Consider the following 21,450-nt stretch of genomic DNA (forward strand, 5'->3'; position numbering starts at 1 on the left):
ACTATTTATCGTCTCTTTCCCGCACTCCGCAGCCCATCGCCATACTACAACCCATAGTAATTCGGTTCATTCCAATCTCCCAATACGATTTCGGTTAAAGACAGGTCATTCGGCATATCTGCCAACAGCGGGAGGTGCAACACCTTTTCTGATTCTTTCACCAAATCTTTCTTTATAAAAAGTGCTTCCATCGTTTCCGGGAACGGCTTTTGGTTGATGAACAGTACATTACCAAAATTATTACCATGCAGATGAACAAGTGCGTGTGTTTCCTGCAATCTCTTCAAGCAAGCTATATAGCGAGGCATGGATGCAAAATCCACCATCTCATGAAATTCGAGGACGATTTGGTCGAACTGTTCCAGCGTGTGTCTATTGGTATATTCTAGTACCCCCCACTCAGCACCTTCTACATCCATCTTTAGAATCATATGCTGTTCTTCTTCATGTCCATTTTGATGGATAAGCGTCGCAAGAGTCTTTAATTCTTCCGTATCTGTCGCGCCGTCAGCCACACCTAATTTGAAATAATGAAATTCATCGCGATAATAGGGCAGGTCTTGAATCGTATGGTCGTACTGGAATACCTGAAAGCCTTTATCTGCCATCGCCGCGTCCCACGAAACATCATCGCATATGCCGAAAGAATATGCAATTGGATTTCGAAAGATATTCTTCATGATGTATCCGCCATCACCATCCGCGCCGACACGAATAAAATCAGATCCGTCTGTATTTGTCACATGCATCGCCCGATGCAGAGTTTTGATGAGTTCCTTTTCATGTGCATCAAACGCATCCCCTGTTTTATACTGATGATAGATGTGGTACGTACCAAGGATGGAAGATTTCTCCGGTTTTTCATGTATAATCTGCGCAGAGGGTATCCCTTTCTCTTCGAGCCACAGGACAATTTCTTGACGGATTGCGTCGTTTACCACCGCAACAACGACATACTCACTTCCTGTAAAATCAATAGACTCCCTCTTGTCAATCTTCACGATACCATTATAGAAGGTAGACAACGGAGTCCCCGCATCGACCACTTGATGTAGGGTGCAATACTTCTCCGATCGAATCTGCGAATAGTATGACTGTCCAACCTCACCAAAACCATACAGGATAACAGAAGCACCCCTTGGAATCAAATGATACGGAAAGGCATATGTTGCCTGTAAATACTTCTGACACATAAGCATCCCCCTCTTTGTAGACACCTCACACGTTGAGCACTGTCCCTAAGAACTTTAACAAATCCACCTTCTGCACTGCTTCTTTGTTTCCGACAACGTTTGTCTTTAGGGCTCCCGACGTATTTGCCAGCAAAGTTGCCATATCAATCGGCACATTTTTGACCGCAGAAAGCGCGGCCAGTGCGTAAAAAGCATCGCCTGCGCCGATGGTGTCCTTAACCTTATGCACAAGTGCAGGGATACGCACTTCCTCCTCGTCCTTCTGCCCGATGGCACCGTCCGCACCGATCGTTCCCCACGCCATCGCAGAATGCAGACGTTCCCTCAGTTTTTTCAGGAGATGATGTCTTGGGGTAAGTGCCTGACCGAATGCGAGACGCAATTCTCGTTCATCGACAACAAAGGCATCCGCACGCTGATATTTTGTGATGATATTCGTTCCATAATTCGAGCTGTTCGTCTGACAGTTGACTGTGAGGAATTTCGCGTTGCGTTCCAAAATCCGAATCGACGTTTCATCCAAAAGGCCATGACCGTAATCGCAGACGACGACAACATCATATTTGCCTGCTTCCTGTTCCAGTCTTGCATGAAAAGCCCTATAGTCAAAACGCTTCCTCTGACCGCGCTTCAGCAAATAATTCACAGCGAAAAGTTTGGTAAATTCCTGTCGAACGGCGTTATGCTTCAAATACCGTCGCTTCAAAGGCGTAACAAAATGAGCATCCTCAAGAAGCTCCAAATGAACTCCCTGCATTTTTTCCGCGATAAAGTCACGATACCCCGCCTCTTCTCCCATCATGGAAAGAAGTGTAACACGGTCGGAAAAGTTTGCAAGGTGACGCGCAATGGCAAGGCTGCCGCCCGCATACATCTCTTCGCCGTCACAAAAAGCGGAAAGCGTCGCATCTTTCATCGTCACGCCTTGCACATTGCAGAAAATATAATTGTCCAGTATTACATCCCCAACCACAAGCACGCGCACATCGCGAAAAGATTCAACGATTTGACGCATCTGCCCATAAACATCTTCCCCATAGCGTGACTTTATCGCAAGTGCTGCCTCTCGTGCCTCCTCCGGCATCGTAGAAAAAAAGGTATTCAAAAGCTTTGTCGAACTGTAGACAGCGCCCTGTGTAAAGTAAATCCGTCCGCCATAGCGCTCGACAATTTCCTGCTCGGAGCCGATGTTCCCGGTAACATCGTTCGCAGCTGTCGCATATTCCTGTCCCTTGGCATAGACATCCGGCTGAACGCAGTGAACAATGTCATGCACCGTCACGCTCTCGGAGAGCAGTACATAGTCCACGACCGCAAGACTTGCAAGGAACGCCATTCGCTGTGCATCACTGAAATATGGGCGTCCGGGTCCCTTGTTGACAAAACGTCCGGCAGTTACCGATACCACAAGGACATCGCCCTGACGCTTAGCATCTTCCAAATGTTCAACGTGACCATAGTGAAGAAGATCGAACACACCATGGCAGAGGACAACCGTCTTTCCTTGTGCGCGCAGCGTCTCACGTACTTTGGCAAAGGTTTCACTCGTCACGATCTTACCCGCCGTCATACTTCCCTCCTTTGCTGTAGTCATCATGTCTTGCCAAGATAGCGGAACCAGTCCTTCGTCGCCGTTTCGATCGTTTCCGTTGTCCAAACAGGCGCCTCTCGCCAATAGTCAATATTCGCTAAAATGTGCTTGACGCCCTCTTCCAACGCAACCTTCGGATGCCAGTCGAGCATCTTGGCGATCTTTGTCGTATCTGCCCATGTACAATCCGGTTCTCCGGGACGTTTCGGGATATGGACAACCTCTGCCTCTTTTCCGCCGAGGAGTTCCACCAACCGATTCACAGAGTAGGTGTGCTCACTTCCGACGTTAAACCGCTCTCCGACAATATCGGACTGCGCCGCCGTGTAGAACGCATCGACAATGTCCGTCACGTAGGTAAAATCGCGCGTCTGCTCCCCCGTCCCAACGACCGTGTAAGGCTTTCCGGCAAGTTTCTGCCCGAGGAACACGCCAAACACCGCGCCATATGTACCCGATGTGCGTGAGCGCGGTCCATAGACATTGAAGAGGCAAAGAGAAACGACGGGCAGTTGATACACCTTTGCCCAATGAAGGGCAAGTTCTTCGCCGAGACGCTTCGTCAGTGCATACGGATATTCGGGGCGGATCTCCGCCTGCTCATCCGTGGGGAAATGGTCGGGGATGCCATAGCACGAAGAGGATGCCGTATAGAGAAACCGCTTGACATTTGCCGCCTTCGCCGCCTGCAGGACGGCAAATGTGCCGTCCACATTGGCATGAAAATAGTCCTCCGGTCGCTGAATGGATGGAACGATGTCAGCGAGTGCCGCAAAATGGAAGACCCAGTCCGCACCGGAAAAAAGCGGCATGATTCGCGCAGAATCGCAAATATCCGCCTCAATCACGGTAAGTCGTGCATCTCCCTCGTGATGTGCAAGGTTCTCACGCCGCCCCGTCGAACAGTTATCAATGACAACGACCTCATGCCCCTCCGCAAGAAGCCTGTCTACCATGTGCGACCCGATAAAGCCGCACCCTCCCGTTACGATTGATTTCATAGCATTTCTCACTTCATTCCCATGCCATCCCGCGCCACGATGTCGTCAACAAGCTGTTGCAGTATCATGTTGTGGATGGATTCGACCGGACCATACTCCATGCACGGAACGTATACGTTGATATCGCCCATGCCGCGTAGTTTGTTGTCGCCCTTGAACCCCGTAAATGTCACAATCTGGCATCCCTTTTCCCGCGCCACCTGCGTTGCATTTACGATATTGGGGGAGTTGCCGGAGCTGGATATGGCAACGAGCAGATCGCCTTCGTCCGCAATAATTTCGAGCTGTCTGCTAAAGACGAAATCATAGCCGAAATCATTTCCAAGACAGGTAAGGGTTGTCGGTTCGAGCATACTATGTGTCCGCATCCCACCATTTTTGAGAAAATCTGCGGACATATGCGTAGCAATGCCGGCACTGCCGCCATTGCCAATAAAATACACCATGCGTCGCTCACGTTTTACCAGAAAGAACTGCTCCAAAAGCGCAGCATACGATGCACCTTCGCCTCCTGTCCGTGTGTATTCCGTCTGATCAAGATGCGTAAAAATCTGTTTCATGGTATCCCTCCTAAACATTCGTTCCTACTCTTTGTTATTCCCTTATGGTCATGATTCACGAATCTCTAGGACGAATAAGCATCCTTCATCGTCTTTAGCTTCTGAACAGTTCAGGATAATAAAGATCTCCAAATATGCTACGGCAGCCATGCTCTTCCAATAACTGTCGCACACTTTCATGATGTACGTAGTCCAATCCCAAAATGACAGACGTATCGCTCCAATCCTCTATGCGGCAGACAGGAAGCACCGACCGGTCATGCAGGGACGATATTTCCGGCGTCGTTGACACAAGGAAGCCCTCAATTTCTATGCCGAGATGCTGCAAATACAAAAAGACCTTCTCTCCATATTCCCCCGCACCATAGCAGTAAACTTTTTTTCCGTGACAAAACTCCTTGACAGAAGTGTCCACCGACGCAATCCATTTCCACGAAACAGATTTTTTCATATCGGTATAATAGTGACATTGACACACCGCCTTCTCTTTAAATATATTGAGCGATGGTTCCCCTTTTTCCATATAAGGAGATGCGTACTCTTTCCGTTTTGATTCGTAAATCCTTTTTTCTTCTACAGAAAGTGCCTCAATGGCGTCCTTGAAAATCTGCTCTTCTTGCTCTGTGGGGGCATCATTCAGATCATACAATGTTTTTTGCAAACTGATTCCAATCAGGGCATTTAATCGATTGGTACGCTTTCCACGGAGTTCCTCGCATCGGTCGATCAGATACCCATGCTCCCCCGTAACCAAATTCAGATTGGTCGCATGATACCCCGGCAAAACTGCATGTTTCCAGCAGTCATGCGCCATAACTGAGGTGAAGTCACGCATACAGGAGTATTTTTGCGCGCAGTTTGCTCCGTTTGACTTTTCGGGAGAAACCGCGTGCATGACAGACAGGTTGTCATAAAGAGCAACATGCTTCTCCCCGATTGCTGCTATGATGAGATTCTGACCGAAATCGGGGACATCGGAAAGAAAAAACGTGCCATATTTATCCTCAATGGAATCAATGACGTTACGATGTACAACACCTCCCATAATAGAGGCATAGGCAGTCCAAAGAAGCTCATTCCCGCAGGCACCCCAGCGTAAAATAAAATCAACCATTTCGTCCGAGGAAAAGATGCGCGTCCGCCCGGTTCTCTCCTTCCGCCGAAGAATAAAACCGCTTCCCTCATACTGATCTGATTGATGACACAAATACGCAAAATCCGCGCCTGAAAACACCGTCGCGGGAAAATGATGCGCTTTGATTTGGTCATAAAAAATTTGCAGGGAGTCTGTGTAATAATACATCTTATCCTGTATGAATCCAACATATTCTCCCCGCGCAAACGATATTCCATACCGCCAATTATCAGCCATAGACAAGTCTTTGGGGGTATGATAATATCGAATCCGCTCATCCGAAAATGCTTGCACACACTTTTTGCAATCGAGCACGGAATCATTATCGCTCACAATAATTTCAAAATCGCGAAAGCTCTGCGCGAGCAGAGAGTGAATCGTCATCCACACCAGACGCAGCCTTGCCTTCGTCGGTATGACAATCGAAAAAAATGGACGTTTCATCAGTCGTGTCTCCCAATTTATACATTACGCGTGCAACGTGTGAAATACAATCGTTCCTTTCGTACAAATACTCTCGCATTGCCTCTCGATTTCTTGTCGATATTGTTCGTTCATAACAATAACGACAACTTCTTCGGGACATGTTTGCAGAACTTCCGGGGATACAATCCGATGACCGGTTCCGACAAGAAAGTGTCCTTGTTTCTGTGGATTGATGTCAATAACAGCCTTAACAAGATGAGCCGAAGGGTCAAGCAAATTCAAAAAAGCAACTCCTTTTGCACCGGCTCCCCAGACAAAAACGGATCGCTCCTGTCGATTCCACGCCCGCAGACGCTCCTGCCACTCCACACTGAACCGATTTTCCTGCTGTGCATACCACTCAGTACTGACCTGGACAGAGCGTATTTTCTTCGCCTCGATACACATATACTGACCACCAAACGTATTCGTGAAATAGGTCGGTGTAAAGTCATGTTCCTTCAAAAGTTCAACGATGGCTTCCGGCGAAAAAAAGCTGCAATGTTCGTAGACGATATCCTCAAATGCGACATTCTCAAGAATCCAGTGGACATTTGGCGTCTCCAAAAACAATCGGACGTCCTCGGCATCGACAGCAGCGCACTCCCGCACGAGCATATGCGGATCCGCTATATGTTCTATGGTATGACGTGAAACAAGCAGAATATGTTGATAGGGATGATTGATATAGGACCTTATTACCCCCCCCGCAAAATATTCTGAAACATATCGTACGCATCCATCCGTCGCAGTGCCACGATATGCGGGGTCAAAGCCCAGCCCATCGCACTCTTTTTTCATGTAATGCAGAATACGCTGCAGAAACGTGCCCTGTCCGCAGCCGATTTCTACGATGAGGGTGCTGCCCGACAACGTATCAGCACAATCCGCAATGCGTTTGGCTCGTGTATCCATATATTCTGAGAACGAGCGAGAGCACCCCTGATAGTTCTCGTAATCCTCACCGTAGGCAACTTGATCAAATACTGCATTTGTTACGAATTTACAGGATGCGCATTGGAAAAGCTGAATTTTTCCTACGGGAAAGGCTTTTGCTTTTGCATCCGTCTCACAAATGACATTTTGAAGAATCGGCACATTCTCTCTCACAGCAATCAAATGCATCTCTGTGCCGTTGCATAAAGGGCATCTCATAAAGCTTGCTCTTCCCTCCTCTCTATTTTTTCCAATGTATTCATATAGTGATTATATGCAGCAATGTTAACGTAGTATAGTTTCCCCTCAACGCCGGCATCATTGAGCTGCTTCACCATATCCGGCTGTACATCATCGGGAGTGAGAAGATAGATGCTCGGCGCATGAGATTCCGCAAGATAGTCAACGGCATATTGAACTTCTACACCATCTATGATTGTTCCGCGCAAAGATGTATTGTTATCAATGCAAACACTTGGTATGTTCTCATGGCGAAGCATCTTAATGGCTTTCTGCCCATTCTTGCCCGCGCCGCATATCACAACGGGATATGCGAGTTCCCTGATGGCGTCGAGCAGCATATCCGTCGTTGGGAATACCTCCACATACATTCCATGAGAAAAGCATGCCGCATCTATGTTGTCGCGATATACACTCGGTAGTTGTAATACATGATTTTCGTCATACTCCGCATGCCAAAGAAACGCGTATTCGCTTACCGTTGTGTGAAAGCCAAGTTCTCTTGCCTTATTGTACAAATAATGTGCCGCCTCGAATTCTTTTTTTCTGAAATAAAACGGTCCCACATTTTTTTCCTTTTGGTAGGAATTTGCCTCGCCTTCTACGCTGACACGAAGTACACCGGATTTTTTACACATGTCAAGAAATGCATCCATCTCTTCTTGGTCAGAGTTATAGTTGCATATATTATACTTGATTTCTACCTCTTCGGGATTTGCTTCGCAATAGCTCTTGATATTCGCCCATACCGCATGGAAGCTGTCATTCCCCTTCATACGCCGAAAAACGGCAGGCGTTCCGGAATCCGGTGAAACGCGAACCGTCCCCATGCCGTTCTCCAGCATTTCCATCGTTGCCTGCGATAAAACAATGGCATTCGTATTCACACGCTGCCGGTACCCCTTCTCCATCAAATACCGTACGGCATCTTCATAATGAGTATGCTGCGTCGGTTCTCCGCCCCCCCAGTCAAACCAAGCATCTTTCGCAAACATCCCCTCCCTGTCACACCGCTGCAAGACGGGGACGATATCGTGATCTTCACCATACTCATCCGTATGTGCTGCACAATAAATACAGCGACTGTTACAATACATAGAAAGCCCGAGTATGACATGTGGTATTGGTGTAAAATGAAATATTTTCTTCCGGCATGCCTCGCATTTTCTGCAGGGGAAATCGGGGGACTGCATCTTTTTCATCAAATCATAAATGCGCTCGTAATAGGTCTCCGACCCAATCGTATCCCATGAAGCAAGAGATTTTACCTCTTGCGGTTTCCAAGCAACATATTCGTGGCAAAGAGATACATTTCCCAGATCGAAGTTGATCCGTTTTCCATCCGTACCGGATATATCACAGATATAGATCTCTCTTCCCTCAAATTCCTCTTTTATCTTATCTATATAATTCACAATGTCTTACCTCATTTCACATCCAACATATCACATATTCCGGAAACTAACGTATGTTGGCAGAAAATCCCATATTGCCTTGCTTTTTTCGCACTTCCAACGATTCGTATGTCCCCGCCCCCACCGGAGAACGAGAGCATTTTCTCGTAGCCGGATGCCTGTGCAAGCATTTCCAGCATCGTACGGACAGACTCTCCTTTGCCGGTAGATACATTAACAATGCCCTGTATCTGCTCATTTTGCAAAAAAGTCGTAAAGTACCGTGCTACATCTTCGACGTGAATATAGTCCAAGACGCTGTCCGGCGATTTACAGACAAATGTTTCTCCTTTTCGCCACGTCGTAAGTGCTGATGAGAAAAGTTTACGCGACTCCTCCCCGCGTCCATAGGGGTAAAAAATTCTTCCCCAGACAAAACGGGCATCATGTCGCTCGGATAATTCCGAAACAATTCGCATTGTTTCGAGTTTGCATTCCCCATAAGGGGTCAAAGGATGACAGACTTCGTCCTCCACATGATCTTCACGATATGCAAGATCGTATTCAAAGCAGGTGCCGCTTCCGACAAAAACACGCCCGCCCTGCTGAAAGAACGTTTGTGCAAGATGCCTTGTCCAATCAACCCACAGGCGGTTTTCCCCCGAATGGGCATACCGCTCTTCCTTCACGTTCCACGCAAGATGTAAAAGCATATCCGGTCTTGACATTTTCATAGCGCGTTCAACATCTCTCGCATTTGCTATATCTCCAAAAAGATATGTAACGCGTTCATCCGATAACAGCTTCTTGCGTGTAAGTATGCTGATCTGTATATCGTGTGGAAGGTATTTTAAGACATGACGCCCAACAAACCCGGTTCCGCCTGTGATAAGAAGGCTTTTCATACCAAAACTCCCACCGGATGCTCTTTGTCTCTATTCGAGAGTATTTTCTCCTCGAAAGGCCATTGAATGGCATAGCGGGGGTCGTCGTATCGAATGCCTCGCGCTGCCTTCGGTTCGTAATATGCTCCAATCTGATAATACACAAGTGTATCATCCTCAAGGGTTTGAAATCCATGCGCAATGCCTTTGGGAAGATAAAGCATCTCGTTATTGTCTTCATTCAGCTCACGAGAAATCCATCTGCCAAACGTTGGTGAATTGCTCCGAATATCAAGTGCGACATCGTAAATCGCGCCCTTCGGACAGGAAACAATCTTCACTTCCTCATACGGCTCTGCCTGATAATGCATGCCGCGAAGCGTTCCTTTTTTCACATTATAGGAAAGATTACACTGTACGAAGGACGTGCATAGTCCAATCTCCCGGAATTCCCGTTCGCAAAATGTACGTGCAAAAAAACCGCGCTCGTCTTCGTTTTTCACAGGCGTAATAAGATATACTCCTGCGATTTCCAATTCCTGAAAGATCATCGCATTTTCCTTATAGAACCTTCACAGAGGGGATCGAAACAATAAACTTGCCCCCCCACTCTCTGATGCACGCCATTTCCTCTACGATTTCATCGGTAAGATTCCACGGGAGTATGAGAACGTAATCCGCTTTCACTTTCTCTATCTCACTTGGCGCAAGCACGGGAATCCTGGAACCGGGAAGCAGCGTATTTTGCTTGTAGGGATTTTTATCCACAATAAAATCCAAGAACTCTGTCCCAATCCCACAGAAGTTCAGGAGTGTATTTCCCTTTGCCGCTGCACCATAACCGACAATGCACTTCCCTGCGCGTTTGCACTCTATCAGCAGCTCCAAAAGGTCATATTTGATTTTCTTCGCCTTCTCATCAAACGAAGTATACGTTCCAAGCTTCTGCAATCCGTGTGCCTCTTCCTCCGCAAGGATCGCGTCAACCGAAGGACATAAGGCATGCCGACTGCTTGTCTCGCGGCAAGCATAGACACGAAGCGAACCTCCATGCGTTGGAAGCGTTTTGACATGAAAAATACGCAGTCCATGTGCCGCGAAAATCTGTCGCACCGTGTACAGCGAGAGATAAGAAAAATGCTCGTGGTAAATGGTGTCGAACTCGGCTTTTTCAATGAGATGAAGGACATGCGGAAATTCCATTGTAAGAATCCCATCATCCGCGAGAATAATACGCATTCCTTCCACAAAATCATTGATGTCCGGAACGTGTGCCAACACATTATTACCCAGAAGCAGATCTGCCTTTTTTTCCTCTTTCACGAGCTGTTCCGCAAGGCGCGTGCCGAAAAAATCGACGACGGTCTCAATCCCTTTTCCAACGGCAATTTTCGCTACATTCGCAGCGGGCTCAATGCCCAGTACAGGGACCCCCTTCTCCTTGAAGTATTGCAGGAGGTATCCATCATTGCTCGCGATTTCGATAACACGCGTATCTGCCCCTATGCCATAGTGCTCCATCATGTGTTCTGTGTATTTCTTGGCGTGAGCAAGCCAACCCTGCGAATAGGAACTAAAATAGGCGTACTCCTCAAAGATATCCTGTGGAGATTCGAATTCATCAAGCTGCACGAGAAAACACTGTTTGCATACACGAACGTGAAGCGGATACGTCATTTGTCCCATATCTTCATTTTCTTTGGAGATATAGGAGTTTGCAAGAGGCGACATCCCTAAGTCGATCATCGTGTCGTCCAAGCGCGACTTACAAAATCTACAGCAATGCTCCCTCATCTGGTTGGATTCCTTTCCTTTCATAACCGCCCATCCCTTGCCCACCGATAAATACGTGTTCCTGCTGTCTCGCCCCCCACATGAACGCTGTTGGTACAGACTGTTTCCAGAAGCGACGGCATCATGGAAAGAGGAAGAACATTCACGAACGTATGATTTTCTGTTCCCTCACACATCACCGGAACTTCGTCATGCAGAAATTCATCTGTCAAAGGATAGACGCGTCTCTCTTCCGGCAGGTCCAATACAATAGAATCTATATCATCTTCCACAACATGACGCAGATATTGATTCGATCCAATCTTTTGCTTATAGTACGTTATTCCGGGTTCATCTGTAAGTAAATGTGCTTCTCCGGTTTCTTTGTGAATGGAAACCGAAGAGCCGGTGTTTGCACCCAGCAGACGAAGCTCTTCTCCGATACATTCAAGAAAGTAAAAAGGAACAAAGTCCGGCAATCCACTCATCAGAGGCAGGTGCGCATCATATTCACGCAATTCCCCCGTTTCCCTGTCCCAACGAATGACAGGCGCATGCGTTCGTCCCATGAGATAGTAAAAGCGTCCGTCAAAATCAATATCCTGCCATAACTGATCCGCTCCTCCGACCGCATGAAAGCGCCATGTGTCCGTCTCCATATCAAGTTCGAAGACAAGATTCGAACGCGCTATGACAGCCATGAGGATGTTGTCATGAACCGTAAGTGCAACAAACATGTCCCATTCTGCATCATGACTGTGCGCTACGCCAAGATACTTTTGAAGAGGCGAAAACCACTCCGTCAAACGGGTCAATGTCCGTGTGCTGAAATCATACTTCAAGATTTCATTGCTCCGTATACCAAAGCCGTATACAGAGTTCCTATATCGAACAACGCGAAACGTAGTCCCCGATCCGTCTGCCACATAGGTATTATTGACCCTGCCAATCTCCTGCATTTGGCGCGTATGCAGATCAAAGGTGCAGATACGCTGCCCTGCAAACGGAAAGAGCACAACCTGATCGCCGCTGCGCCCAAATGTCCCGAACTCGAAAAGCGCCTGCCAATACGCACGCGGGATCGGAATCGCAGATGTCCGTCTTCCAGTCTCCATGTCCAACGTATAGAAAATCCCACGGAAGGAATCCAGAAAGAACATCTCATCGTTTTCCACATCAATATCCCACGTATGCGTCTTTGGAAACGCGGGGTCATAACACTGCAGGACAACGGGTTTTCCCGTTTCTTCAAAAAGGGTACACACCGAACTGGCGTCCCCATAATAGGCATCTGCCCAAGCGATTGCCCGTTCCACATTCGCACTGGTATCGAAGATTCCCCATGCCGCCTTCCGGTATTCGTCCTCGATCTGACAATATGCTTCATATACGCTGCTTTCACGCATGGCTTTCAAGGTGGACCGCAGGAGCGGGTGCGGACGCCACCACAGGGCAATATCCGGTTGTGCCTCAAAAAAAGCGAGGATTTCCTTTGTTTTCTCGCAAAAGTGTTCGGTGTTTTCAAGGATTGGCGTAAGGGTTGTGCCAAACAGCACAACCTTCTTCCCTCGCACAATGCGCTCCCATTCTTCCGGCAGCGCATGATCTTCTCTGCGTGCAGCAAGTACCGCATCGATCTTCGGAGAGCCCAGCGGAAGGATTTTTTGCTCGTCGATCCCCGCCTTTTTCGCATAGGCTGCATACTGTGCCCGGATACGCTCGTTCTCCACAATAACATAGTCTGCATTCTGCACACCGGGCGCTATCGTAAGAACTTCAGTAACCGTCGTGCCCGATACAAAATATGGCACGTATACTAGGCAGTCCGTACACTCCTTCAAAGATCTGCTGTAATACTGCGGATGAACCGATGTGACGCGGTTATAGTCATCATAGGGATTGTGGATAAAGATGGCATCCGGGCGCAGTTCTTTGAGCTTTTCGAGGGTAAAGGTTGTCCATGACTGTATGGGAACGTAGGAGGGGAAGTCCTCAGCCTCGCAGTGCCACGCGGCAGGACTGCCGTCGGGATTGCGATCGGCATAGGGAATCGGGACGACGTACGACTCGGTACGCTCGCTGTCCTCCGCCGCAGCTTTCCATATGCTCTCAAGGCTGTCCCACATGGATGCCTTATAGGGAAGAAAGACAAAGATCTTCTTGACTTCCCGTTCCTCCTGCAAGGCGCGTATGGCTGCTGCCAAAATGTCTGTAAGGAGCTGCCGAATCTGCCGCTCCGTATCCGCTGTCATCTCATTCCAGCCCACTACAGAGACAGCGTCTATCATGCCGCCAAAAACATCATGGTAGTATGTGGCACGACCTACGGAGAGTTTACTGTTGCAGAGCGTGTCTGCAGATACAAGACAATCAACGAAAAGCTGACGAGGTTCTTCTTCTGCCAGTGCGATGCCCGGCAGAATCTCCGAAAGATTCGCAAGCACCTCCAAAAGATTGCGCTGCTCGTTCCTTGTCATCACGCCTACCACACTCCACCCAAGATTATTCCATATATATGTATCGAAAAGTTTATAAAAAAATTAAGTGGAGGGGACAAGACACTCCCCCCCCTTGGCAGTACACATAGATTACAGGTTCTTTTTCAGCTTTTCAAGATCGGGGAAGAGTTCACCGATGGAGTCGGAGAGCCTCTCGCTCGGCTCTAGGATCTCAAGGACGGGGCGCATGGTCTCGCGAAACTTCGCATCGTCCTGCATGAGTGCGAGGACGGCGCTCGTGTTGATGGCGTCGGCGAGTGCGGAGTGCTGACTGCCCTCGAAGCTGCGCCCCATCGCGCCGAGCGCGTGCTTCAGCGCGAGGCTGTTGTGGAGACCTAGGCGATCGTCGAACGCCTGCTGCAGGTCGACCCAGCGCGTATCGAGCCAGCTCACGTCGAACGCGGGGAGTTTCAGACGGCACTCCTTGCGCAGCTGCTTGATGTCGGACATGCTCCACGAGTAGATCTTCGTCTCTGCCGCGCCGATCCAATCGACAAACGCATGAAAACTCTCAGAGAACACGGGACGCCCCGCGACTTTCTCCTGCGTGATGCCCGTGAGCTCGGTGATGTGCTTCTTGACCATACCGTACTCGGGACAAACGTAACACTGAAATTCGTCCTCCTGCTCAAAGTCCTCATTCAGACGCACAGCACCGATCTCAATGATCTCCCCGTTGAGTTTTCTGCGGATGTCCCTGTGTTCCTTCGCGACAGGGTTCATCTCCAAGTCTACGACGATGTGTTTCATGAGCAATCCTTACTTTCGAAAAAATCTGCCGTAAATGACGCATGGCAGACAGTGTTGCAGTGTTCTATGGCGCCGCCGATTGGCGCGTGTTTCGGACAGGAAACGTCTTGTGTTGCACACATCATAGCATAAAATTTTCAGAAAATCAACGTCTAGGTATTTTGTCCCATATCTTTTTCTGTTTCTTTTCTCAAAAACGTGATAGAATACAGAATATGGGAAAGGGGTCTGCGCATGAATTGGAAAGTAATACTCGCTCTGCTCACGTGCAATGTACTCTTCATGTCAGCGAGCTATACGATGATCATTCCGTTCCTGCCGATGTATCTGACCATCGAACTCGGCGTGGACGATTCCTCGGTCAATCTCTGGGCGGGGCTGGCGTTCTCCGTGACCTTCCTCATCTCAGCGGTGATGGCGCCGATCTGGGGACGCATCGCCGACCGTAAGGGAAAGCGGCTCATGGCGATGCGCGCAAGTCTCCTGATCTCGATCAGCTATCTCCTCGGCGGCATCGTCACCTCGCCCGAGCAACTTGTGATTGTCCGCCTCTTTCAAGGCTTTGCCTCGGGGCTCTGGCCGATGGATCTCGCGATCATGACACTCTACGCGCCGCGCGAGCGCCTCGGCTTCTCCCTCGGCATACTGCAGGGCACACTGACGGCGGGCGGCGTCGTCGGTCCTCTGCTCGGCGGCGTGCTCGCGGAGGCGTTCGGGATGCGCGCCAGCTTCTACATCGGTGGACTCGCGCTCTTCATCAATTTCCTCGCGTTCACCTTCATCATCAAGGAGCCGCCGATGCCGACAGATGCCACGCCGCTCACGGCGGAGGAGCAAAATCCATGGCACCTCTGGCACATTCCCATCCTGCGCACGATGATGGTCGTGAGCACGCTCGCGCAGATGGTAAACTTCGTCCTGATGCCCGTCATCACGACGTACATCAAGTATCTCGCGGGCGATATGGAGAACATCGTGTTTGTTGCGGGACTTGTGTTCTCGCTCGGCGGGATTGCGGGCGCGATCGCGGCACCATTCTGGGGCATCCTCGGGACGCGGCGCAGCTACTTTACGGCAATGTGTCTCGCGATGTCCTGCGCCGGCATAATGCTTACACTGCAGGGGATTCCCGATACACTTGTACCGTTCGCTGTCATGCAGTTCGGCGTAGGACTCTTCCTCGCCGGCGTACAGCCCTCGCTGAACGCCGTGATTGCGCAGCATACCCCCGCACGGCTGAAGGGCAGCGTGTTTGGCATGCTTTTCGCCGCACAGCAAGTCGGCGGCTTCACAGGGCCGCTGCTCGGCGGCGCGGTCGCGACCTATCTCGGCATGCACTATCTCTTCCCCACAGTGGGCGGTCTCCTGCTCGTCCTCGCGCTCTTTGTGTGGTGGAGGTATATACACAAAAGAGGCACAGAAATGTAAAAATGCGGTACGAAGACAAAGCATCTCCGTACCGCATTTTCGTTGTCAAGAGAAACGCCGAGAAAATCCACCGAATAGGTATCGATCATCCGATGGAGGAATCAAGACGTACGCATAGCATGGACTATTACGTGCCGCCCACGCCCGCCAGTCGCTTGACCTCTTCCACCGGGAGCCGTGTTGCCGCAGCAATCTGTGCAACTGTCAGCTTGCCCAAAGCAATCAAAGCCGCTGCCGTTGCACGTGCCGATTCCATACGCCCTTCTTCCATTTTCTTCTCGCCGAATTTTTCCATCAGTTCACACATGGCATTAACCCCCTCTGTTTTTGCCTTGAAATAGTCCGCTCTATCGGCAAGTTCCTTATAATTCATACGCTCCGGTATCTCACAAAAGAAATCCTGCATCAATCGTCCAAGCGGCGTATCTGCACGATTTGCCCCGTTCACATAGAGGATATGAGCCCCGTCCTCAAAGGGTCGTCGCATCTCCTGAACAATCCGTTCCACATGATAGAGCGGATGCCCTGCCCCGTAAATATCATTCTCCGTGATAAAGATAACCCACGTCTCAGACAGATCGGAAAACTCCGCGCCTTTAGGCAGCTTACGCGCGTCCAGCATTGCGCTGTTATACCGTGCCCGACGTGCAATCGCGCCTTCGTTCGCACGCTGAACTTCACAGTCGTAAAGCTTTCCTTCGCTGTCCTCCGCCAACACATCAAAGCGCACACCACGCCCATAGAGATTGTCTGCACTTTGCTGCGTAACGACACATTTTACCGTCAGGTCATCACGCGCCAGAAATATACGCAGCAGGAGCTGCATCCCCTCGATATTGTTGTCGAAACAGACATTGAAAAACGTATCATCAATGAGACGCAGCTTTTGGATCATCGCAAGATATTCGACACGCGCTTCTTGCTTAATCATACTCATTGATTCACCTCTTTTTTCTTTGATACTATCATATTATGGAATGGAAAAGATATTGTCAAGCGTACGCATGCCGGCAAAGAAGCCGTCTTTTTCATTGAGAACAAATGAAAATTTTGTCTCTACAAATGAGCAAGCACAACATCGGTCATTTCCGTTATGCCGACCTTCGTGCAGCCGCTTCCCTCGATGTAGATGTCTGCCGTGCGCTTGCCGTCCGCAAGTGCCGCATCCACCGCAGCCTCGACCGCGTCCGCCGCCGCCTCCTCATGGAGGGCGTAGCGCAGGAGCATCGCCGCCGAAAGGATCGTGCCGAGCGGATTTGCAATCCCCTGCCCCGCGATGTCGGGCGCACTGCCGTGAATCGGCTCAAAGAGGCTCGTGCCCGTACCGATCGATGCGGATGGCATCAGCCCGATCGAGCCACCGATCACCGCCGCCTCATCCGAGAGGATGTCGCCGAAGAGGTTGCCCGTCACAATCACATCGAACTGCGTCGGGCGCACGGCAAGCTGCATGGCGCAGTTGTCCACGTAGAGATGATCGAGCGCCACATCGCCGTATTCGGGCGCGAGTGCCGTCACCGTGCGCCGCCAGAGCCGCGAGGTTGCGAGCACATTCGCCTTGTCCACGGACGTGACCTTGCCGCGGCGCAGACGTGCCGTCTCGAACGCAAGGCGTGCGATACGTTCTACCTCGGACACGGAGTAGTTCTCCATGTCCCATGCGCGCTCCGCGCCGTCCACCTGTTCTGACTCGCATTTCTCGCCGAAGTAGATGCCGCCGATCAGCTCGCGCACGATGACGAGATCGACACCGCGCACGAGCGCGGGTTTGAGCGGTGAGTGTTCGATCAGCGCATCCGCGACCTTCACGGGGCGCAGATTCGCATAGAGACCGAGTCCCTTGCGGAGCCCCAAAATCGCACGCTCGGGACGCATGGACGGCTCAACACTGTCCCACTTCGTTCCGCCGACGGCACCGAACAGCACGCCGTCGGATGCCTTACAGACGCTGAGCGTGTCCTCGGGCAGCGGCGTGCCGAACTTATCGTACGCCGTGCCGCCCGCATCGCGCGTCTCGTATGTAAGTCCAAGCGAAAATTTTTCGTCAACAGCACGCAGCACGCGCACAGCCTCGCTCGTGATCTCCTGCCCGATGCCGTCGCCGGGCACAACTGCGATCCTATACGCCATGACGGAACCCTCCATTCTCACGGATGTAGTTTAAGAGGCCTCCCGCGCGTGCAATGTCCTGCACGAAGCCCGGCAGCGGATGTGCATGGAATGTATCGCCCGTCGTGAGGTTCTCAATCGCTCCCGTCGCCGTATCGACGCGCAGACGATCGCCCGCGCTGATCTTCTCCACATCATCGCCAATCTCGAGCAGCGGCAGTCCGATGTTGATGCCGTTGCGGTAGAAGATGCGCGCAAAGCTCGCCGCAATCACCACGGGCACGCCTGACGCGGCAATCGCAATCGGTGCGTGCTCGCGCGAGGAGCCGCAGCCAAAGTTTTTCCCGCCGACCATGATATCGCCCGCGACAACTTCCTTTGCAAAGGTCGTATCGATATCCTCCATGCAGTGCTCTGCAAGCGCCTTCGGCTCAAACGTATTGAGATAGCGCGCAGGGATGATGACATCCGTGTCGATGTTATCGCCGTAGCGCCAGACTTTTCCCTCGAACATCATGCCACCTCCTCGGGGGTCGCAATCCGCCCCAATATCGCGCTCGCCGCCGCGACGTGCGGTCCTGCGAGATAGACCTCGCTGTCAACGTGCCCCATGCGCCCGCGGAAATTGCGGTTCGTCGTCGAAACGCACCGCTCGCCCGCCGCGAGGATGCCCATATAGCCGCCGAGACACGGCCCGCAGGTGGGCGTCGAGACCGCCGCGCCCGCATCCATGAAGATCTCGAGATAACCGCGCCGCATCGACTCCCGATACACCCACGGCGAGCCCGGGATGATGATGCAGCGCACGCGCTCATGTACCGTATGCCCCTTGAGGATCTCCGCCGCAATCTCCATGTCCTCAAGCCGCCCGTTCGTGCACGAGCCGATCACAACCTGATCGATCTCGATCGGTTCGGGGATGTCCATGACGCGCTTCGTATTCTCCGGCAGATGCGGGAACGAAACGACGGGACGCAGCTCACTGAGGTTGATCTCCACCGTGCGCGCATACTGTGCATCGGGATCGGGATTCACGGACTCAAACGCGCCCGTCATGCGTCCCTCGACGTACTCTTTGCAGACATCATCATACGGGAAGATGCCGTTCTTGCCGCCCGCCTCGATCGCCATGTTGGCAATCGTCAGACGGTCGGTCATCGTGAGATCCGCGACGCCCTCGCCCGTGAACTCAAGGCTCTGATAGAGCGCGCCGTCCACGCCGATCATGCCGATGAGTGTCAGAATGACATCCTTGCCGCTGATATCGGCGGGCTTTTTGCCCGTGAGATGCACATTGATCGCCTCGGGTACCTTGAACCACGCCTCACCCGTCGCCATGCCGACCGCGAGATCGGTCGTGCCGACGCCCGTGGAGAAGCCGTTCACCGCGCCGTACGTGCAGGTATGCGAGTCCGCGCCAATCGTGAGCATCCCCGGGCCGACGATGCCCTTCTCCGGCAGAATGACATGCTCGATGCCGACACGTCCCTGCTCATAGTAGTGCAGGATGTTGTGCTTGCGTGCAAAGTCGCGCATGATCTTCGCCAGTTCGGACGATTTGATATCCTTTGCCGGCTGGAAATGGTCGGGAATCAGTGCAATCTTCGTACGGTCGAAGACAGGGCGGCCCGTCTTTTCAAATTCCTTGATCGACGGCGGTCCCGTCACATCGTTTGCGAGTACCATGTCGAGCTGACACGTCACGAGCTGCCCCGGCTCGACGTGATCCAGACCCGCATGGCGTGCGAGAATCTTCTCGCTCATATTCATGCCCATATGCCCTCCTAAAATCATTTGAAAAAAGAAGTCTCCCCGCATGGAAAGACTTCTTGACAGACTCGTATGCGTATCCGCCTAAATTAGAATTCGAGTTCTTTCTTATCGCGCAGCCACGGCATCATGTTGCGCAGCTGTGCGCCGACCTTTTCGATCTGGTGCTCGCGATGGAGGCGGCGCTGTGCGAGGAAGTTCGCGCGACCGGCGGCGCGGTTTTCCAGCAGCCAGTTGCGGGCAAACGTGCCGTCCTGAATCTCCTTCAGAACCCTCTTCATTTCTTTCTTCGTCTCTTCCGTGATGATGCGCGGTCCGATCATATAGTCGCCATACTCTGCCGTATCGGAGCAGGACTGGCGCATCTTCGTCATACCGCCCTCGTAGCAGAGGTCGACAATGAGCTTCATCTCATGGAAGCACTCAAAATATGCCATCTCAGGCGGATAGCCCGCCTCAACAAGGACCTCAAAGCCCGTCTGCATCAGCTGGCATACACCGCCCATGAGCACGCACTGCTCACCGAAGAGATCCTCCTCCGTCTCATCGCGGAAGGTCGTCTGGAGAACGCCGGAACGCGTTGAACCGACACCGCGCGCATAGGCGAGAGCAATATCGAAACACTTGCCCGTCTCATCCTTCTCGACGGCAAAAACGGCCGGAACGCCCGACCCCTCCGTGAATGTGCGGCGAACGAGGTGACCGGGCCCCTTCGGCGCGACCATGAACACATCGACACCCTCCGGCGGGATAATCTGCTTGAAGTGAATGTTAAAACCATGAGCGAAGGCAAGAGCACTGCCCTTCTTGAGGTTCGGGCCGATCTCCTCTTTGTAGACATCCGCCTGCTTCTCGTCGGGGATGAGCACCATCGTGATGTCCGCCTGCTTGACCGCCTCGGCAACCGTCGCAACCTTCAGTCCGTGTGCCTCTGCCTTTGCCTTGGACTGCGATCCCACATAGAGACCGACGACGACATTGACGCCGCTCTCCTTGAGGTTCAGCGCGTGTGCATGCCCCTGACTACCGTAGCCGATGATGGCAACCGTCTTGCCCTCGAGCACGCTCCAGTCGACATCCTGATCATAGTAAGTTTTTGCCATAGTACTCCCGCTCCTCACAATGCTCATAAATTGTGTGTTCCCCTCGCTCGAGCGCAATGAGCCCCGTGCGGATGACTTCGACGATGCCGTAGGGTTTGATTACCTTCAGAAACGCCGTCACCTTGTCATCGCTGCCCGTGATCTCAAAGATGATCGAGGCGGACTCCACATCGACAACGTGTGCACGGAACAGCTCGCCCATCTTGAGCACATCGAGGCGATTATCATCGTCCGCCCGCACCTTGATGAGCGTCATGCCGCGGCACGCCGCATTCTTTTCGTCCAGCCGCTGAACCGCCCGCACAACGGGCATCTTTTCCAGCTGCTTGATCATCTGCTCGACGAGATTCCCGTCCCCCTGCATCACAACCGTGATGCGCGAGAAATCCGGTGACTCCGTCACACCGACAGACAGGCTGTCAATGTTGAATTCCCTCCGAGAAAACATGCTGACAACGCGCACCAGAACCCCCGTCTGGTTCTCAACAAAGACGGACAGCACATGTTTCATATGAAAAAACTCCTCCCCGCCGCGTCACAAGCGAATTTCTCAATACGGAAAACTCCTTTATTATCACCCACGCATGCGCATTTGTCAATATGTTTTAGCTGCTCGTTCG

19 protein-coding genes are annotated in these 21,450 nt (G+C 51.3%); 1 reads left to right on the forward strand and 18 read right to left on the reverse strand.

Annotation, left to right across the window (positions count from 1 at the left end; genetic code table 11):
* Nucleotides 1-44 precede the first annotated feature (44 nt).
* From HMPREF9081_RS11830 to HMPREF9081_RS11885, 12 genes are all read right to left on the reverse strand, one after another.
* A complete protein-coding gene (locus HMPREF9081_RS11830; protein WP_040395205.1) occupies nucleotides 45-1,193 on the reverse strand; it encodes an FkbM family methyltransferase in 1,149 nt (382 codons plus the stop codon).
* Nucleotides 1,194-1,218: 25 nt separating this feature from the next.
* The gene (locus HMPREF9081_RS11835; protein WP_040395206.1) at nucleotides 1,219-2,763 is read right to left on the reverse strand and encodes a PfkB family carbohydrate kinase; all 1,545 of its coding nucleotides are present in this window, start codon (nucleotides 2,761-2,763) and stop codon (nucleotides 1,219-1,221) included.
* Nucleotides 2,764-2,786: 23 nt separating this feature from the next.
* A complete protein-coding gene (locus tag HMPREF9081_RS11840) occupies nucleotides 2,787-3,785 on the reverse strand; it encodes an SDR family oxidoreductase (protein WP_006307642.1) in 999 nt (332 codons plus the stop codon).
* Between the two features lie 8 nt (nucleotides 3,786-3,793).
* Nucleotides 3,794-4,345: a D-sedoheptulose-7-phosphate isomerase gene (locus HMPREF9081_RS11845; RefSeq protein ID WP_245529900.1), complete on the reverse strand. Its 552-nt coding sequence runs from the start codon at nucleotides 4,343-4,345 to the stop codon at nucleotides 3,794-3,796.
* 94 nt (nucleotides 4,346-4,439) lie between these two features.
* A complete protein-coding gene (locus HMPREF9081_RS11850; protein ID WP_006307644.1) occupies nucleotides 4,440-5,924 on the reverse strand; it encodes a glycosyltransferase family 2 protein in 1,485 nt (494 codons plus the stop codon).
* 24 nt (nucleotides 5,925-5,948) lie between these two features.
* A complete protein-coding gene (locus HMPREF9081_RS11855; RefSeq protein WP_167535623.1) occupies nucleotides 5,949-7,055 on the reverse strand; it encodes a class I SAM-dependent methyltransferase in 1,107 nt (368 codons plus the stop codon).
* 41 nt (nucleotides 7,056-7,096) lie between these two features.
* On the reverse strand, nucleotides 7,097-8,536 hold the full coding sequence (locus tag HMPREF9081_RS11860; protein WP_006307646.1) for a radical SAM protein: 1,440 nt from the start codon (nucleotides 8,534-8,536) through the stop codon (nucleotides 7,097-7,099).
* Between the two features lie 11 nt (nucleotides 8,537-8,547).
* Nucleotides 8,548-9,420, reverse strand: a complete 873-nt coding sequence (locus HMPREF9081_RS11865; protein ID WP_006307647.1) for an NAD-dependent epimerase/dehydratase family protein — start codon at nucleotides 9,418-9,420, stop codon at nucleotides 8,548-8,550.
* Nucleotides 9,417-9,950 (reverse strand): dTDP-4-dehydrorhamnose 3,5-epimerase, encoded by a 534-nt coding sequence (gene rfbC, locus HMPREF9081_RS11870; protein WP_006307648.1) that lies wholly within the window; start codon nucleotides 9,948-9,950, stop codon nucleotides 9,417-9,419. The genes HMPREF9081_RS11865 and rfbC overlap by 4 nt, the downstream gene beginning before the upstream one ends.
* Nucleotides 9,951-9,960: 10 nt before the next feature.
* Nucleotides 9,961-11,217 (reverse strand): class I SAM-dependent methyltransferase, encoded by a 1,257-nt coding sequence (locus HMPREF9081_RS11875; protein ID WP_006307649.1) that lies wholly within the window; start codon nucleotides 11,215-11,217, stop codon nucleotides 9,961-9,963.
* Entirely contained in the window at nucleotides 11,214-13,649 is a 2,436-nt protein-coding gene (locus HMPREF9081_RS12835) for a CDP-glycerol glycerophosphotransferase family protein (protein ID WP_006307650.1), read from the reverse strand. Before HMPREF9081_RS12835 ends, HMPREF9081_RS11875 begins: the two co-directional genes overlap by 4 nt.
* Nucleotides 13,650-13,760: 111 nt before the next feature.
* Nucleotides 13,761-14,420 (reverse strand): 3'-5' exonuclease, encoded by a 660-nt coding sequence (locus HMPREF9081_RS11885; RefSeq protein WP_006307651.1) that lies wholly within the window; start codon nucleotides 14,418-14,420, stop codon nucleotides 13,761-13,763.
* A 234-nt stretch (nucleotides 14,421-14,654) separates the two neighbouring features.
* Between HMPREF9081_RS11885 and HMPREF9081_RS11890 the strand changes: the two genes are divergently transcribed.
* The gene (locus HMPREF9081_RS11890; RefSeq protein WP_006307652.1) at nucleotides 14,655-15,848 is read left to right on the forward strand and encodes an MFS transporter; all 1,194 of its coding nucleotides are present in this window, start codon (nucleotides 14,655-14,657) and stop codon (nucleotides 15,846-15,848) included.
* Between the two features lie 127 nt (nucleotides 15,849-15,975).
* Here the strand turns inward: HMPREF9081_RS11890 and HMPREF9081_RS11895 are convergent, their stop codons facing one another.
* The 6 genes from HMPREF9081_RS11895 to ilvN form a co-directional block, all read right to left on the reverse strand.
* Nucleotides 15,976-16,785 (reverse strand): PD-(D/E)XK nuclease family transposase, encoded by an 810-nt coding sequence (locus HMPREF9081_RS11895; RefSeq protein ID WP_006307653.1) that lies wholly within the window; start codon nucleotides 16,783-16,785, stop codon nucleotides 15,976-15,978.
* Between the two features lie 119 nt (nucleotides 16,786-16,904).
* Nucleotides 16,905-17,978, reverse strand: a complete 1,074-nt coding sequence (gene leuB / locus HMPREF9081_RS11900; protein WP_040395209.1) for a 3-isopropylmalate dehydrogenase — start codon at nucleotides 17,976-17,978, stop codon at nucleotides 16,905-16,907.
* A complete protein-coding gene (locus HMPREF9081_RS11905) occupies nucleotides 17,968-18,471 on the reverse strand; it encodes a 3-isopropylmalate dehydratase small subunit (protein WP_040395211.1) in 504 nt (167 codons plus the stop codon). Before HMPREF9081_RS11905 ends, leuB begins: the two co-directional genes overlap by 11 nt.
* A complete protein-coding gene (gene leuC / locus HMPREF9081_RS11910; RefSeq protein ID WP_006307656.1) occupies nucleotides 18,471-19,733 on the reverse strand; it encodes a 3-isopropylmalate dehydratase large subunit in 1,263 nt (420 codons plus the stop codon). Before leuC ends, HMPREF9081_RS11905 begins: the two co-directional genes overlap by 1 nt.
* Before the next feature lie 83 nt (nucleotides 19,734-19,816).
* Nucleotides 19,817-20,830, reverse strand: a complete 1,014-nt coding sequence (ilvC, locus tag HMPREF9081_RS11915) for a ketol-acid reductoisomerase (RefSeq protein ID WP_006307657.1) — start codon at nucleotides 20,828-20,830, stop codon at nucleotides 19,817-19,819.
* Nucleotides 20,811-21,341, reverse strand: a complete 531-nt coding sequence (gene ilvN / locus HMPREF9081_RS11920) for an acetolactate synthase small subunit (RefSeq protein WP_006307658.1) — start codon at nucleotides 21,339-21,341, stop codon at nucleotides 20,811-20,813. The genes ilvC and ilvN overlap by 20 nt, the downstream gene beginning before the upstream one ends.
* Nucleotides 21,342-21,450 lie beyond the last annotated feature (109 nt).

The sequence above is a fragment of the Centipeda periodontii DSM 2778 genome, from assembly GCF_000213975.1.
GTDB lineage: Bacteria > Bacillota > Negativicutes > Selenomonadales > Selenomonadaceae > Centipeda > Centipeda periodontii.

What these genes read in the sequence shown, in the direction of transcription:
- rfbC (WP_006307648.1), bottom strand. Translation starts at nt 9,950, where the DNA reads ATGATCTTTCAGGAATTGGAAATCGCAGGAGTATATCTTATTACGCCT.
- HMPREF9081_RS11895 (WP_006307653.1), bottom strand. Translation starts at nt 16,785, where the DNA reads ATGAGTATGATTAAGCAAGAAGCGCGTGTCGAATATCTTGCGATGATC.
- leuB (WP_040395209.1), bottom strand. Translation starts at nt 17,978, where the DNA reads ATGGCGTATAGGATCGCAGTTGTGCCCGGCGACGGCATCGGGCAGGAG.
- leuC (WP_006307656.1), bottom strand. Translation starts at nt 19,733, where the DNA reads ATGGGCATGAATATGAGCGAGAAGATTCTCGCACGCCATGCGGGTCTG.
- HMPREF9081_RS11865 (WP_006307647.1), bottom strand. Translation starts at nt 9,420, where the DNA reads ATGAAAAGCCTTCTTATCACAGGCGGAACCGGGTTTGTTGGGCGTCAT.
- HMPREF9081_RS11875 (WP_006307649.1), bottom strand. Translation starts at nt 11,217, where the DNA reads ATGAAAGGAAAGGAATCCAACCAGATGAGGGAGCATTGCTGTAGATTT.
- HMPREF9081_RS11905 (WP_040395211.1), bottom strand. Translation starts at nt 18,471, where the DNA reads ATGTTCGAGGGAAAAGTCTGGCGCTACGGCGATAACATCGACACGGAT.
- ilvN (WP_006307658.1), bottom strand. Translation starts at nt 21,341, where the DNA reads ATGAAACATGTGCTGTCCGTCTTTGTTGAGAACCAGACGGGGGTTCTG.
- HMPREF9081_RS12835 (WP_006307650.1), bottom strand. Translation starts at nt 13,649, where the DNA reads ATGACAAGGAACGAGCAGCGCAATCTTTTGGAGGTGCTTGCGAATCTT.
- HMPREF9081_RS11840 (WP_006307642.1), bottom strand. Translation starts at nt 3,785, where the DNA reads ATGAAATCAATCGTAACGGGAGGGTGCGGCTTTATCGGGTCGCACATG.
- HMPREF9081_RS11885 (WP_006307651.1), bottom strand. Translation starts at nt 14,420, where the DNA reads ATGAAACACATCGTCGTAGACTTGGAGATGAACCCTGTCGCGAAGGAA.
- HMPREF9081_RS11830 (WP_040395205.1), bottom strand. Translation starts at nt 1,193, where the DNA reads ATGTGTCAGAAGTATTTACAGGCAACATATGCCTTTCCGTATCATTTG.
- HMPREF9081_RS11850 (WP_006307644.1), bottom strand. Translation starts at nt 5,924, where the DNA reads ATGAAACGTCCATTTTTTTCGATTGTCATACCGACGAAGGCAAGGCTG.
- HMPREF9081_RS11835 (WP_040395206.1), bottom strand. Translation starts at nt 2,763, where the DNA reads ATGACGGCGGGTAAGATCGTGACGAGTGAAACCTTTGCCAAAGTACGT.
- HMPREF9081_RS11845 (WP_245529900.1), bottom strand. Translation starts at nt 4,345, where the DNA reads ATGAAACAGATTTTTACGCATCTTGATCAGACGGAATACACACGGACA.
- HMPREF9081_RS11890 (WP_006307652.1), top strand. Translation starts at nt 14,655, where the DNA reads ATGAATTGGAAAGTAATACTCGCTCTGCTCACGTGCAATGTACTCTTC.
- ilvC (WP_006307657.1), bottom strand. Translation starts at nt 20,830, where the DNA reads ATGGCAAAAACTTACTATGATCAGGATGTCGACTGGAGCGTGCTCGAG.